This window comes from Sphingomonas sanguinis, assembly GCF_019297835.1.
Classification (GTDB): domain Bacteria; phylum Pseudomonadota; class Alphaproteobacteria; order Sphingomonadales; family Sphingomonadaceae; genus Sphingomonas; species Sphingomonas sanguinis_D.
Genome location: NZ_CP079203.1, coordinates 2239787 through 2252946 on the forward strand (window position 1 = coordinate 2239787; position 13160 = coordinate 2252946).

Here is a 13160-nt window from a genome sequence, read left to right on the forward strand (position 1 = left end):
TTAAGTCATCGACCTCACGGCTTACGGAACTTGAACACGAACTGGTCCGTCCGCCCGCGAATGGCGGGATCGAACACATTCTTAGAATGATCGTCCGCCGGATTGCCCAGCACCTTGCTCTCGCCGACGAAGCGGAAGCCGACCGACTGGACCTGCCGCTTGACGGCATCCGGGTCGATCCGGTGCGTCGTGTTGGTGTTGGCCAGCCCCTTGCCCACCGTATCGGCGTGATCGATGATGACATAGGTGCCGCCCGACTTCAGCAGCTTGAACACCGCCTGGTCGAACGCCCGCAGCGCCGGTTCGCCCGCATTGTTGGCGACGTCGTGATAGTTTTGGACGGTCCAGAACAGGTCGACCGGCTTGTCCGAGGCGGGCAGGTTCACCGCCTGCACCTGCGCGGTCGCATTGGGCAGGTTCCAGCCCAGGATCGTACCCAGCGACTTCTCGGCATATTTCTGCCCGGCGGCGGGCCAATAGGCATAGACATGGCCCTTCGGCCCGACGACGCCCGAGAAGATGCGGGTCCAATAGCCCTTGCCCGGCAGATAATCGATCACCGTGTCGCCAGGCTTCACACCGGAAAAGGCGAGGACGGCGGCGGCCTGTCGCCGTTCGTCGTCCCCCGCCTGATCGGCGCGCGCGGGGTCGGCCAGCGCGGCGGTGATATAAGCCGGAACCTTGGCCGGAGCGGCAGGCTTTTGCTGCGCCACCGCGACGGTCGTGCCCGCCGCCAGCATCAGTCCCAGTGCGATCGCCCTCATGCCTGCTCTCTCCTTTGACCGATATGTCCCCCGCCCCGTTCAGCCTGAGCGAAGTCGAAGGCCACGGGATTCCCTTAGGCTTCGACTTCGCTCAGCCCTAACGGAGGGCGGGATAATTTGGCTTACACGTCCAGATTCGCCACGTTCAGCGCGTTGTCCTGAATGAACTCGCGACGCGGCTCGACGACTTCGCCCATCAAACGGCTGAACACCTCGTCCGCCGCCGCGACATCGTCCGAGGTCACGCGCAGCATCGAGCGGACCGCCGGATCGAGCGTGGTTTCCCACAGCTGCTCGGCATTCATCTCGCCCAGACCCTTGTAGCGCTGGATCGCCAGCCCCTTGCGGCCCGAAGTCAGGATCGCCTCCAGCAACTGGCTCGGCCGCGCGACGCGGGTTTCGCCGCGTGCCAGCGTCGTGGCGTTGCCGTCCTCATCGGTCGGCACGACATCGGCCGACGGCTCGGTCGCGGCGTTGCGCAGCGGCACCAGCTTGGCGGCATGGGCGAAGCTCTCGGCCTGTTCGGCGGCCAGCGTATGCAGCTTGCGCGCTTCGGCCGAGGCGATGAAGCTGGCCTCGACAATGTGGTGATCGGTCACGCCGCGCCACAGCCGCTCGAAATGCACGCCGCCATCTTCCGTGAGACGCGCCGACCAGCGCGCCTCATGATCGCCCGACTCCAGACGGCGCGTGGTCTCGACCACCGTCGCCATGCGCTGCTCGCGGGTCAGCACGGGGTCGAGCGCACCCGCCAGCGCTAGCACCTCGATGATCGAGGCATCGTAGCGGCGCGGCACGTAGCGCATCAGGGTCCGCATCCGCCGCGCATGATCGACCAGCGTCTTCAGGTCGTTGCCGGACCGCGCACCGCCCGCGCCCTCCAGCACCATCGTGGAGACGCCCGCCTCGACCAGATATTCGTCGAGGGCCGTATCATCCTTGAGGTAGACTTCCGACCGCCCCTTGGTCGCTTTGTAGAGCGGCGGCTGGGCGATGTAGAGGTGGCCGCGCTCGATCAGTTCGGGCATCTGGCGATAGAAGAAGGTCAGCAGCAGCGTGCGGATATGCGCGCCGTCGACGTCGGCGTCGGTCATGATGACGATCTTGTGGTACCGCAGCTTGTCCGCGTTGAAGTCGTCGCGGCCGATGCCGGTGCCCATCGCCTGGATCAGCGTGCCGATTTCCTTGGACGAGATCATGCGGTCGAACCGCGCGCGCTCGGTGTTCAGGATCTTGCCGCGCAAAGGCAGGATCGCCTGGAAATGGCGGTTGCGTCCCTGCTTGGCCGAGCCCCCTGCCGAGTCACCCTCGACCAGGAAGAGTTCGGACTTGGCGGGATCGCGCTCCTGGCAGTCGGCCAGCTTGCCAGGCAGCGAGGCGATGTCCATCACGCCCTTGCGCCGGGTCAGCTCGCGGGCGCGCTTGGCCGCCTCGCGCGCCGCCGCCGCGTCGATCACCTTGGCGATGATCGCACGCGCGTTCGCGGGATTTTCCTCCAGCCAGTCGGCCAGCTTGTCGGCGATCAGCGATTCCAGCGGCTGGCGCACCTCGGAGGAGACCAGCTTGTCCTTGGTCTGGCTGCTGAACTTCGGATCGGGCAGCTTGACCGAGACGATCGCGGTCAGGCCTTCGCGCATGTCGTCGCCGGTCAGCGTGACCTTCTCCTTCTTCAGGAGGCCCGACTTGTCGGCATAATTGTTGAGCGTGCGGGTCAGCGCCGCGCGGAACGCCGCGATATGCGTGCCGCCGTCGCGCTGCGGGATGTTGTTGGTGAACGCCAGGACGTTCTCGTAATAGCTGTCATTCCACTCCAGCGCGACGTCCATGCCGATCGCATCGCGCTGGCCATGGATGGCGATGGGTTCGGGGAAGAGCGGCGACTTGGACCGGTCCAGCCACTTCACGAAGGCGGCGATCCCGCCCTCGTAATAGAGTTCCACCGTCTTGGGCTCTTCATGCCGCGCATCGGTCAGGAACAGTCGGACGCCCGAGTTCAGGAAAGCCAGCTCGCGATAGCGATGCTCGAGCTTCGCAAAGTCGAACTCGGTGATCTTGAAGGTGGCGGGCGACGGCAGGAAGGTGACGCGGGTGCCCTTCTGCCCCGGCTCCGCCTTGCCGACGACCTTGAGCGGCGCAACCGCATCGCCATGGGCGAAGCGCATATAATGCTCCTCGCCGTCGCGCCAGATGGTCAGGTCCAGGAATTCGGACAGCGCGTTCACCACCGACACGCCGACGCCGTGCAGACCGCCCGACACCTTGTAGGCGTTGTCGTCCGACGTGTTCTCGAACTTACCGCCTGCGTGCAGCTGGGTCATGATGACCTCGGCCGCCGACACGCCCTCTTCGGGGTGGATGCCGGTCGGGATGCCGCGACCATTGTCGGTGACGCTGACCGAGCCGTCGGCGTTCAGCTGAATGTCGATGCGGTCGCAATGCCCCGCCAGCGCCTCGTCGATCGCGTTGTCCGAAACCTCGAACACCATGTGGTGGAGGCCCGAGCCGTCGTCGGTATCGCCGATATACATGCCCGGCCGCTTGCGCACCGCGTCGAGGCCCTTCAGCACCTTGATCGAAGAGGCGCCGTATTCGTTCGTCTGGGGGGTATCTGCCATAGCGAGTATATAGGAATTACAGGCCCTCAGGGAAAGCGAAATGGGAGGGAAAGCGCCGCTTCGACGCACAGGATGCAGCGCCGGGAATACGCGGCTGTAACGTGCTGGCCGATCGGCTTTGCTGACGCCGAATTCACGAACGCGGACGGGAGCCGTTGGCGGGACTGGCGCGTATGTCTGCGCGTCCATTCGATCCGGAGACGTGTGTATGAACAGTTCATCCCTGATCCTGGCCACCGCGCTTCTCACGCTGGGCGCGACGCAGCTATCGGCGCAATCGGCCTCGGTCCGGCGCGATTATCCCAGCTGCGATCTGGCGCAGCAGCACCGCGTACGTGGCCAGACCGGCGGAGCGATCCGCGACATTCGCCAGGCGCATATATCGATGCGCGCCAACATCCTGGAGGCGGACATCAGCAACGCCCGCAAGGCCCGCCGCCTGTCCCAGCCCCAGGCGCAAAAGCTGTGGCAGCGCGTCGAACTGGTGCGACGCGACACCAACAGGGCCGTGGCGAAACAAGGCTTTCTCAGCGCGGGCGAGGTCGCCAGCTATGACCGGGCGCTCGACATGGTGGCGACGGCGATCTGCCGCTGAGCCGCCGGTCCGGCACCTCCGACGCCGCAGCGCGGGTCGCCTTACCCCAGGGCCGCGAACTTCTCCTCCGCCTCGCGGTCGAGCTGCGCGCGGCTCTTCTTCTCGGCGGCAGTCTTGAGCTGGCCGCACGCCGCATCGATGTCGCGCCCGCGCGGGGTGCGGACGGGGGCGGAGATGCCGCCCTCGAACACGATGTCGGAGAAGCGGCGGATGCGCTCCGGCGTCGAACATTCGTAATCGGCACCGGGCCAGGGGTTGAACGGAATCAGGTTCACCTTGGCGGGCAGGTCGTAATGGCGCAGCAGGCGGACCAGCTCGTGCGCATCGGCATCCGAGTCGTTCTTGTCCTTCAGCATCACATATTCGAACGTGATGCGCCGGGCGTTGTTCGCACCCGGATAGTCGGCGCACGCCTGCAGCAGCTCTTCGATGCCGTATTTCTTGTTCAGCGGCACCAGCTCGTCGCGCACGTCCTTGGTCACGGCATGGAGCGACACGGCCAGGTTCACGCCGATCTCTGCGCCCGCCCGCGCCATCATCGGCACCACGCCGCTGGTCGACAGGGTGATGCGGCGCTTCGACAGCGCCAGCCCGTCACCGTCCATCACCAGCTTCAGCGCATCGCGCACCGCATCGAAATTATAGAGCGGCTCGCCCATGCCCATCATGACGATGTTGGTCAGCATCCGCCCCTCGGGCTGGCTGGGCCATTCGCCAAGCGAGTCGCGCGCCAGCATGACCTGCCCGACGATCTCGCCCGCCGTCAGGTTGCGCACCAGCCGCATCGTGCCGGTATGGCAGAAGCGGCAATTCAGCGTGCAGCCGACCTGGCTCGACACGCACAAGGTTCCCCGATCGGCGTCGGGGATGAACACCATCTCGTAATCCTGCCCATCGGCCGAGCGCAGCAGCCACTTGCGGGTGCCGTCGTTCGACACCTGCGCCTCGACCACCTCGGGACGACCGATGACGAAGCGTTCCTCCAGCCAGGGATGCTGCGCCTTGGCGATGTCGGTCATGTCGGCGAAGCGGGTCGCGCCGCGATTGTAGAGCCAGTGCCAGATTTGCTTGGAGCGCAGCTTGGCCTGTTTCAGCTCCATACCGCCCGAGAGCAACGCCTCGCGCAGCTGGTCCTTGGTCAGGCCGATCAGGTCGACGCGCCCATCAGGACGCGGTTGTACGCCGCGCGGCACGGGCACGGGATCGATGTGCCCCGGAATGGGCATGAGGGCGGCCGAAACTGTCTGCATCGCGCGGCCATAGCGCAAAATCGGGGGGATTTCCATCCTCCCCTGCAAGGGGAGGTGGCAGCGCGGAGTGCTGACGGAGGGGGGCTTCCACACAGGGCATCCCGTGCGGTGATCCCCCTCCACCATGCTGCGCATGGTCCCCCTCCCCGTGCCGGGGAGGAATTAGGTCACCCCACACACGCCACGGTCGCGGCATCGATCGCGGCCGCCGCACCCGCCAGCGCATAGGTGTCGGCGAAGGGCCGGTGGCGCGGGTCGACGGCGGAGAGGCTCATGCTGCGGCCCGAGCGCATCGCCATGACCAGCGCGTGGTCGGTCGCGGCGTCGGGCGCCCAGACGTCCTGAGTAGTGCCGACCAGCGGGAAGCGCCGCTCTCCGATCGCCAGCGTGACGGCGGCCGCGCGGTCTCGCGGGAGGCTCAGATGCGCATGGAAGGATTCGCGCAGCCGCTTGGCGGGCCAGGTGCCGACGCTGGCGAATCCGCCGACCCGCCCGTTCGTCAGCACCGGCTTGGCGATGGCGTAGCAGCGATCGGGATCGCGAAACGCGCCCCAGCCCTTGTAGATGCCGATCGTCTCGCGTGCGAGAACCGGCGCCGCGACCAGTGCGAGGCACAATGCCAGCCGCTTCATGGGCCAGCCCGGTGGATCACCGTTTCGACACCGCCCTCGATCATCACGATCGAGCCTTGCGGCAGGCGCTCGGCGACCGGCACGCCGCAGTGCGAATCGTCGGGCAGGCCCAGCAGCAATCCGCGCAGCACCCGACTCGACAGGCCGTGCATCAGGATCAGCCGGTCGCCGTCATGCTCGGCGGTATCCGCCATCCACGCCGATAGCCGCGCCGCCATCGCCGCATAGCGCTCGCCATCGGGCGCACCCACCGCCATGCCATGCGGGTGGACGATGGAACCATGGATCGCGGCCAGCGCGGCGGAGTCCTGTCCGCTCCAGCTGCCGAAGCCCAGCTCGATCAGCCGGATGTCCTGACGCGTGTCGTGCCAGGCGAGCGCCAGATGCTCGGCGATCACCGCCAGCGTCTGAAGCGCCCGGCCGGTCGGCGAGGACCAGAGCGTCAGCGCGGGCGCCGTGCCCAGTCGCTCGTGGAGCACCTCCCCCAGTGCCTCCGCCTGGGCGAATCCCTGCCGGGTCAACGGCGTGTGCAGGTCGACCCGGTCGCCTTGGATACGCCCGATCCGGTTGAACACCGTCTCGCCATGCCGGGCGATATAGTCGCGGCCCCTGCGGACTGACGGGCGGGCAGGCGGGACGGGGCGACTGGTCATGATCCACCATCCCTGTCGCGGCTGTTGCGTCTATGCAACGCTTTTTCCTGTTTAGCTGAGGTTCATGCAACGCGCGGGCTTTCGCGCCATTGGTGCTGCGACCGCCGAATGTAACGGCGGCCGGTACAGTAATGGAGTATAGTGTATGCGTAAGCTCATGCTCGCCGCCCTGGCGACCTCGGCAGCCATCGCCGCTGCGGCCCCCGCCGCCGCGCAGACCGCGCAGCCCTTCACCGGTTTCCGCGTCGAGGGTCTGATCGGCTATGACAGCCTCAACGATCGTCAGGGTCAGGACAAGAGTTCGAGCGACGGCGTGCTCTATGGCGCCGCGATCGGTTACGACATTCCCGCAGGCCCGGTGGTGCTGGGCGCCGAGGGTGAAATCTCGGGCAGCAGCTCGGACACGCGCAGCAACGGCATCCGCGTGCCCGGCGACCAGTTCCGCCTCGGCGCGGGCCGCGACCTCTATGCCGGTGCGCGCGTCGGCTACATCATCTCGCCGGTCGCGATGGGCTATCTGAAGGCCGGCTACACCAACGCCAAGTTCGATGCGCGCTACACGACGGCGGGCGTCACCACGTCCAACGACCAGGAAGTCGGCGGCTATCGCCTGGGTGCCGGTCTGGAATATGCGATCAGCCCCAACACCTTCGTAAAGGGCGAATATCGCTATTCGCATTATGACGAGCTGGACGGCGTCGGCATTAACCCGAACCGTCACCAGCTGATGGCGGGTCTGGGCCTGCGCTTCTGATCTGGGATTCTTTTCCACATTAACGGTGGTTTTACTCCCAATGTAACAGGGGTCGGAGCCTTGCTCCGGCCCCTTCTTAGCGGGTAGGAACCAAGGCCATTTATCATTCGGACTCGGGGACCATGCGGTCGTTCCGGCGGGGGATCAGGAAATGAAGGCGACGATCGAACGCGCAACGCTGCTCAAGGGGTTGAGCCATGTCCAGTCGGTGGTGGAGCGGCGGAACACGATTCCGATCCTCTCCAACGTGCTGCTGGAAGCCACGGCCGAGGGCCAGTTGCGCATGATGGCGACCGACCTGGACCTGCAGATCAACGACAGCGTCGCCGCCGCCGTCGACCAGCCGGGATCGACCACCGTGTCGGCCCACACGCTGTTCGACATCGCGCGCAAGCTGCCCGAGGGCGCACAGGTCCAGCTGACTGCCGCCGAGGGTCGCATGACCATCGTGGCGGGCCGCGCCCGCTTCTCGCTCGGCACGCTGCCGCGCGACGACTTCCCCGTCATCGCCGAGGGCGAGCTGCCGACCCAGTTCGAGCTGCCGGTGGAACTGCTCAAGCAGATCATCGACAAGACGCGCTTTGCCATCTCGACCGAAGAGACGCGCTATTATCTGAACGGCATCTTCCTGCACGTCGCCGAGGATAACGGCGCACCGGTGCTGAAGGCCGCCGCGACCGACGGCCACCGTCTGGCCCGCGTCACCATCGAGCGTCCCAACGGCGCCGAGGGGATGCCCGACGTGATCGTGCCGCGTAAGTGCGTCGGCGAGCTGCGCAAGCTGCTCGACGAGGTGGACGGCTCGGTCGGCGTGTCACTGTCGGGCACCAAGATCCGCTTCGACCTGGGCCAGGCGATCCTGACCTCGAAGCTGATCGACGGCACCTTCCCCGATTACAGCCGCGTCATCCCGACCGCGAACGACAAGATCCTGAAGCTGGACCCCAAGGCGTTCATGCAGGGCGTCGACCGCGTGTCCACTATCGCGACCGAAAAGACCCGCGCGGTGAAGATGGCGCTGGACCGCGACCGGATCACCCTGTCGGTGACCAGCCCCGAAAACGGCACCGCATCGGAAGAGGTGCCGGGTGAGTATACCTCGCTGGGTTTCGAGATCGGCTTCAACAGCCGCTATCTGCTTGACATCCTGGCGCAGATCGACAGCGACCTGGTCGAGGTTCACCTGGCCGACGCCGCCGCACCGACCCTGATCCGCGAGAATGACAAGGCGCCCGCGCTCTACGTGCTGATGCCGATGCGGGTGTAAAACTCAAATCCTCCCCGCTCGCGGGGAGGGGGACCACCCGCAGGGTGGTGGAGGGGGATCGCCACCGGGGACGTCCTATGTGGAAGCCCCCCTCCGTCAGGCCTTCGGCCTGCCACCTCCCCATGCTGGGGAGGATCGTTTAAGGCGGACATGATGCTCACCCGCCTGGTCCTTACCGATTTCCGCAATCATGCCGACCTCGCGCTGTCACCGGCCGCGGGGTTCGTCGTGCTGACCGGGGAGAATGGCGCGGGGAAAACCAATGTGCTGGAGGCGGTGTCGCTGCTCGCGCCCGGCCGAGGGCTGCGCCGCGCCGCGCTGTCGGCGATGGCGCGACAGGGCGGCAAGGGCGGGTTCGGCGTCGCGGCGACGCTCGACGGCGATGTCGAGATCGCAACCGGCGCGCTGGCCTCCGCGCCCGAAAGGCGGGTCGTCAGGGTGCAGGGGGCGGCCACGAGCGCCAATGCGCTGGCCGATTGGCTGTCCGTCCTGTGGCTGACCCCGGCGATGGACCGGCTGTTCGTCGAGCCGGCGTCCGAGCGGCGGCGGTTTCTCGACCGGCTGGTGCTGGCGCTGGCCCCGGCGCACGGGATGCACGCGACCCGCTATGACGCGGCGATGCGCGAGCGCAACCGGCTGCTCGCCAGCGACGGTCCGGTCGATCCCGACTGGCTGAGCGCGCTGGAGGCGCGGATGGTCGAACACGGCGCGGCGGTCGATGCCGCGCGGGTCGCGACGGTGGCGGCGCTCGACCAGCGGCTGGCCGAGGCGCCCGACAGCGTGTTCGCCCGCGCCGCGCTCGCCCTCGAAGGGGAAGCGGTCGATCCGGCGACCTTCGCCCATGCGCTGGCGATGGGGCGGCGGCGTGACGCGGCGGCGGGGCGGACGCTGGTGGGGCCGCACCGCGCCGACCTGTCGGTGACGCATGTCGCCAAGGATCAGGCGGCGGCGCTGTGTTCGACCGGCGAGCAGAAGGCGCTGCTGCTGGGCATCGTGCTTGCCCATGCAGACCTGGTGACCGAGCGGCGCGGAGTGCCGCCGGTGCTGCTGCTCGACGAAGTGGCCGCGCATCTCGACCCCTCGCGCCGGGCCGCGCTGTTCGAGCGGCTGGCGGGGCGGGGCCAGGTGTGGATGACCGGGACCGAGCCTGCGCTGTTTACCGATGTGCCCGGCGAGGCGACGCGAATCGCCTTCTGATCCAGAACCCTCAGTCCCGGAGCGCGCGCTCACCCTCGAACATGTAATCCCGCGTCACCGGGACCGAGAGCCGCCCGCGCGTCAGCTGCACCTGGTAGTTGCACAGCCCGCCATTGCGAAACGCCGCGCCCGCACCCGCCAGATAGAAGAGCCACATGCGATAGAAACGCTCGTCATACAGCTCGACGATGCGGTCCTTCGCGGCCACGGTCCGGTCGTACCAGATGTCGAGCGTCCAGCCATAATGGCAGCGCAGCACCTCTACATCGGTCAGGAACATGCGCAGCCCCTCCTGCGCGCGGACGATCTCGGACAAGGCCGGATTATAGCCGCCGGGGAAGATATATTTGGTCGTCCAGTCGTCGGTGACGCCCGGCCCGTTCAGCCGCCCGATGGTGTGGAGCAGCATCACGCCGTCCTCGGTCAGCAGGTCGCGGCACTTGCGGAAGAAGGTCCGGTATTGCGGCGGGCCGACATGCTCGAACATGCCGACCGAGACGATGCGGTCGAACTGCCCTTCCACCCGGCGATAGTCGATCAGCTCGAACTTCACCTTGTCTGACACGCCCAGCGCCTCGGCACGCGCGCGGGCGACCTTCAGCTGTTCCTCGGACAGGGTGACGCCCAGCACTTCGGCGCCGCATTTCTGGTGCAGGTAGAGCGCCATGCCACCCCAGCCGCAACCGATGTCGAGGACCCTCATCCCCGGCTCGATCGCCAGCTTGGCGGCGATATGCGCCTTCTTGTCGCGTTGCGCCCGCTCCAGATCGTTCTTCGGATCGGTGAAGTACGCGCAGCTATATTGCTTGTCGGTGTCGAGGAAGAGTTCGTACAGCGTACCCGACAGGTCGTAGTGATGGGCGACGTTCTTCTTCGACCGGCGCTCCATATTGATCCGGTCGATGCGATGCTTGATCGCGCCCGCTGCCCGGACCAGCCGCGAGGGGTTCAGGTTCGCCCGGCCCGCTTCCCATTTGTCATTGGCGGTCAGCAACTCGACGAGGTCGCGGACATCGCCCTTCTCGACGACCAGACGACCATCCATGAAGGATTCGCCCGCCGCCAGCGCGGGGTTGCGCACGATTTGCCCGGCGACCGACGAGTCGGTGAAGCGGATCGCGACATCGGGATAACCGGGTTCGGGCAAGCCGAACTCGCGGACCTTTCCATCATGATGGGTGAGGGACAGGCGGCCCTTGCGGACCGCGCGCGACAGAAAGAGATCGATCAGCGCCATATGGCACCGCCTAGTGCCTTAAATTCCCGCATACCAGTCATAATCGACGTGATCTTCCCAGTATCCGCCCTTGCCCAAACCTATGTTATCGAGACTTTGCACAGCATCGATCCGCATCAGATATTTGGCGTGTTTGTAGCCCAGCTGCCGCTCGACCCGCAGCCGCAAGGGCGCACCATGGCCGATGTCGAGCATCCGCCCGTTCATGCCCCAGGCCAGGATCGTCTGGGGATGGAAGGCGTCGATCAGGTCGAGTGATTCGTAATAGGGCTGCCCCCCGTACAGGTCGGCACAGGTGAAAACGACATAGCGGGCGCGGGTGCTGATGTCGGCGGCCTTCAGGATATTCCCGAGCATCGGCCCCATCCACTCGCCGATCGCGCTCCACCCCTCGACGCAGTCGTGGCGGGTGATCTGGCGGCGGGCGGGAAATTGGCCTATCTGGCGCAGCGACAGCGACAAGGGCTTCGCCACCAGTCCGCCGACGGTCAGCCGCCAGTCCTGAAACCGGTTGGCGGCCAGCGCGGCATATTCGGGCGTGCCCGGATTGCGCGTGCCGTTGGTACGGAAGATCGGCGACATCTGGTCGCGGCGATATTCGGGGGCGAGCGCGCCCCGGTCCATCAGCGCGCGTTGCAGCCCTTTCTGCATATCCTCGCCCGCGAACAGGATCTTGCGCGCGGTCGGTTGCTGGATGACCTTGTCGCAACCCGCCAGGAGCAGCCCGGCCCCGCCGGTCAGGATCGTACGACGCCGAATCATTCGGGCACCCTCCAGCGGCCGGTTATCATCGACCGCACTTCGTTGAGCGGCCCGGCCAGGATGACCAGCACCAGATGGACGATGATGAACAGCGCCAGCAACGTCGCGGTGATGAAGTGGATCGAGCGCGCCGATTGCCGCCCGCCTAGCAGGTCCAGCACCCAGGGCCAGGCGGCGTTCATGCCGGGCGACAGCGCGATCCCGGTCAGGATGGCGAGCGGCAGTGCGACGAACACCACGCCCACATAGCTCAGCTTCTGGAACAGATTATACGCCCGCGGATCGCGCGCGTCATGAAAGCGGAAGGCCAGATGCCGCCGGAAATCCGCCCAGACGGCACCGGGCCGCAGCTCGCGCCCCCGGATACGCAGGTCGCGCTGGAAATGCCGCGTGACGAGCCCGCCGATCATATAGGCGAGCAACCCGAAGCCCAGCACCAGCGCGAAGAACAGATGCCAGCGCCGCGAGATCGCCAGATTATAGCGCGCCGGAATGGTCAGCCAGGCGGGGAAATGCGGCAGGCTGGCCCAGGCGTGATCGAAATTGGCGCCATACTGCCCCCAATAGAGCCGGGGATGCGCGTTGGAGATGCCCAGCCCCGATCCCAGCAGGATCAGCACCGCGACCGCATTGACCCAGTGCCAGATGCGCGTCACCCATCCGTGGCGACGAATGACGGTTCCGGGGATAGCATTTCCGGCTCTTTCCGGCTCGGTCGGCGTTCCGGCTTCCATCCACATTCCCTTTCGGTGACCATCCATGATCGACAACTGGCATTTCTACGAACCCGTCAACGGTCATGGGCTGGCGCATGATCCCTTGAACGCGATCATCGCCCCGCGCCCGATCGGCTGGATCGGCAGCCGGTCGAGCGCGGGCGTCAACAATCTGGCACCCTACAGCTTTTTCAACGTCTTCAACTACCGCCCGCCGCTGATCGGCTTTTCGTCGCAGGGGTGGAAGGACTCGGTCGCCAACATCGCCGAGACGAAGGAGTTCACCTGGAACCTCGCCACCATGACGCTGGCCGAGGCGATGAACGCCAGCGCGGCGACCGTAGCGGCTGAGGTGGACGAGTTCGCGCTGGCGGGCGTGCGGGCCGAAGACGGGCGACTGGTCTCGGCCCCGCGCGTCGCCGACAGCCCCGTGTCGTTCGAATGTCGCCTGACCCAGCTGATCCGGCTGGAAACGAAGGAGGGGCGCGAACTCGACCAATGGCTGGTCATCGGCGAGGCGGTCGGCATCCATATCGCCGCCGACCTGATCGAAAACGGCATCTACCAGACCGCGCGCGCCCGCCCGATCCTGCGCGGCGGCGGCCCGGTCGATTATTTCGAGGTGACGGAGGCCGCACGATTCGAGATGCGGCGGCCGGACGCCTGACCGGCATCTGGAACTGGGGGCGACAAAGGATTGCCGCAAACGGTTACGGCT

13 protein-coding genes are annotated in these 13160 nt (G+C 66.5%); 5 read left to right on the top strand and 8 right to left on the bottom strand.

Going from position 1 to position 13160, the window contains the following annotated elements; translation table 11 throughout:
- Positions 1 to 14: 14 nt before the first annotated feature.
- A complete protein-coding gene (locus tag KV697_RS10335) occupies positions 15 to 764 on the bottom strand; it encodes a class I SAM-dependent methyltransferase (RefSeq protein ID WP_219018107.1) in 750 nt (249 codons plus the stop codon).
- 122 nt (positions 765 to 886) lie between these two features.
- Positions 887 to 3379: a DNA topoisomerase (ATP-hydrolyzing) subunit B gene (gyrB, locus tag KV697_RS10340; protein ID WP_219018108.1), complete on the bottom strand. Its 2493-nt coding sequence runs from the start codon at positions 3377 to 3379 to the stop codon at positions 887 to 889.
- 208 nt (positions 3380 to 3587) lie between these two features.
- Here gyrB and KV697_RS10345 point away from each other — a divergent pair, with 208 nt between their 5' ends.
- Positions 3588 to 3974, top strand: coding sequence for a hypothetical protein (locus KV697_RS10345; protein ID WP_219018109.1), 387 nt, complete (start codon positions 3588 to 3590; stop codon positions 3972 to 3974).
- A gap of 41 nt (positions 3975 to 4015) precedes the next feature.
- On the opposite strand, the gene rlmN is transcribed toward KV697_RS10345, so the two are convergent.
- The 3 genes from rlmN to KV697_RS10360 all read right to left on the bottom strand — a co-directional run bounded on the left by rlmN (position 4016) and on the right by KV697_RS10360 (position 6509).
- Entirely contained in the window at positions 4016 to 5224 is a 1209-nt protein-coding gene (gene rlmN, locus KV697_RS10350) for a 23S rRNA (adenine(2503)-C(2))-methyltransferase RlmN (protein WP_042485348.1), read from the bottom strand.
- A 167-nt stretch (positions 5225 to 5391) separates the two neighbouring features.
- Positions 5392 to 5856: a hypothetical protein gene (locus KV697_RS10355; RefSeq protein WP_219018110.1), complete on the bottom strand. Its 465-nt coding sequence runs from the start codon at positions 5854 to 5856 to the stop codon at positions 5392 to 5394.
- A complete protein-coding gene (locus tag KV697_RS10360; RefSeq protein ID WP_219018111.1) occupies positions 5853 to 6509 on the bottom strand; it encodes a histidine phosphatase family protein in 657 nt (218 codons plus the stop codon). The genes KV697_RS10355 and KV697_RS10360 overlap by 4 nt, the downstream gene beginning before the upstream one ends.
- 145 nt (positions 6510 to 6654) lie before the next feature.
- On the opposite strand from KV697_RS10360, the gene KV697_RS10365 reads away from it, so the two are divergent.
- The 3 genes from KV697_RS10365 to recF all read left to right on the top strand — a co-directional run bounded on the left by KV697_RS10365 (position 6655) and on the right by recF (position 9727).
- Positions 6655 to 7263 (top strand): outer membrane protein, encoded by a 609-nt coding sequence (locus tag KV697_RS10365; RefSeq protein WP_257575250.1) that lies wholly within the window; start codon positions 6655 to 6657, stop codon positions 7261 to 7263.
- A gap of 151 nt (positions 7264 to 7414) precedes the next feature.
- Positions 7415 to 8530: a DNA polymerase III subunit beta gene (gene dnaN, locus KV697_RS10370; RefSeq protein ID WP_056435738.1), complete on the top strand. Its 1116-nt coding sequence runs from the start codon at positions 7415 to 7417 to the stop codon at positions 8528 to 8530.
- Between the two features lie 153 nt (positions 8531 to 8683).
- Positions 8684 to 9727, top strand: coding sequence for a DNA replication/repair protein RecF (gene recF, locus KV697_RS10375; RefSeq protein WP_219021349.1), 1044 nt, complete (start codon positions 8684 to 8686; stop codon positions 9725 to 9727).
- 10 nt (positions 9728 to 9737) lie between these two features.
- Here the strand turns inward: recF and KV697_RS10380 are convergent, their stop codons facing one another.
- From KV697_RS10380 to KV697_RS10390, 3 genes are read right to left on the bottom strand one after another with little or no spacing between them, the layout of a single operon-like run.
- Complete coding sequence (locus KV697_RS10380; RefSeq protein ID WP_219018112.1) at positions 9738 to 10964, bottom strand: SAM-dependent methyltransferase; 1227 nt, start codon at positions 10962 to 10964, stop codon at positions 9738 to 9740.
- Positions 10965 to 10982: 18 nt separating this feature from the next.
- Positions 10983 to 11726, bottom strand: a complete 744-nt coding sequence (locus KV697_RS10385) for a molybdopterin-dependent oxidoreductase (RefSeq protein WP_219018113.1) — start codon at positions 11724 to 11726, stop codon at positions 10983 to 10985.
- Positions 11723 to 12460, bottom strand: coding sequence for a cytochrome b/b6 domain-containing protein (locus KV697_RS10390; protein WP_219018114.1), 738 nt, complete (start codon positions 12458 to 12460; stop codon positions 11723 to 11725). Before KV697_RS10390 ends, KV697_RS10385 begins: the two co-directional genes overlap by 4 nt.
- Before the next feature lie 25 nt (positions 12461 to 12485).
- Between KV697_RS10390 and KV697_RS10395 the strand changes: the two genes are divergently transcribed.
- A complete protein-coding gene (locus KV697_RS10395; protein WP_219018115.1) occupies positions 12486 to 13109 on the top strand; it encodes a flavin reductase family protein in 624 nt (207 codons plus the stop codon).
- Positions 13110 to 13160: the final 51 nt, after the last annotated feature.

What these genes read in the sequence shown, in the direction of transcription:
- KV697_RS10335 (WP_219018107.1), bottom strand. Translation starts at nt 764, where the DNA reads ATGAGGGCGATCGCACTGGGACTGATGCTGGCGGCGGGCACGACCGTC.
- gyrB (WP_219018108.1), bottom strand. Translation starts at nt 3,379, where the DNA reads ATGGCAGATACCCCCCAGACGAACGAATACGGCGCCTCTTCGATCAAG.
- KV697_RS10345 (WP_219018109.1), top strand. Translation starts at nt 3,588, where the DNA reads ATGAACAGTTCATCCCTGATCCTGGCCACCGCGCTTCTCACGCTGGGC.
- rlmN (WP_042485348.1), bottom strand. Translation starts at nt 5,224, where the DNA reads ATGCAGACAGTTTCGGCCGCCCTCATGCCCATTCCGGGGCACATCGAT.
- KV697_RS10355 (WP_219018110.1), bottom strand. Translation starts at nt 5,856, where the DNA reads ATGAAGCGGCTGGCATTGTGCCTCGCACTGGTCGCGGCGCCGGTTCTC.
- KV697_RS10360 (WP_219018111.1), bottom strand. Translation starts at nt 6,509, where the DNA reads ATGACCAGTCGCCCCGTCCCGCCTGCCCGCCCGTCAGTCCGCAGGGGC.
- KV697_RS10365 (WP_257575250.1), top strand. Translation starts at nt 6,655, where the DNA reads ATGCGTAAGCTCATGCTCGCCGCCCTGGCGACCTCGGCAGCCATCGCC.
- dnaN (WP_056435738.1), top strand. Translation starts at nt 7,415, where the DNA reads ATGAAGGCGACGATCGAACGCGCAACGCTGCTCAAGGGGTTGAGCCAT.
- recF (WP_219021349.1), top strand. Translation starts at nt 8,684, where the DNA reads ATGCTCACCCGCCTGGTCCTTACCGATTTCCGCAATCATGCCGACCTC.
- KV697_RS10380 (WP_219018112.1), bottom strand. Translation starts at nt 10,964, where the DNA reads ATGGCGCTGATCGATCTCTTTCTGTCGCGCGCGGTCCGCAAGGGCCGC.
- KV697_RS10385 (WP_219018113.1), bottom strand. Translation starts at nt 11,726, where the DNA reads ATGATTCGGCGTCGTACGATCCTGACCGGCGGGGCCGGGCTGCTCCTG.
- KV697_RS10390 (WP_219018114.1), bottom strand. Translation starts at nt 12,460, where the DNA reads ATGGAAGCCGGAACGCCGACCGAGCCGGAAAGAGCCGGAAATGCTATC.
- KV697_RS10395 (WP_219018115.1), top strand. Translation starts at nt 12,486, where the DNA reads ATGATCGACAACTGGCATTTCTACGAACCCGTCAACGGTCATGGGCTG.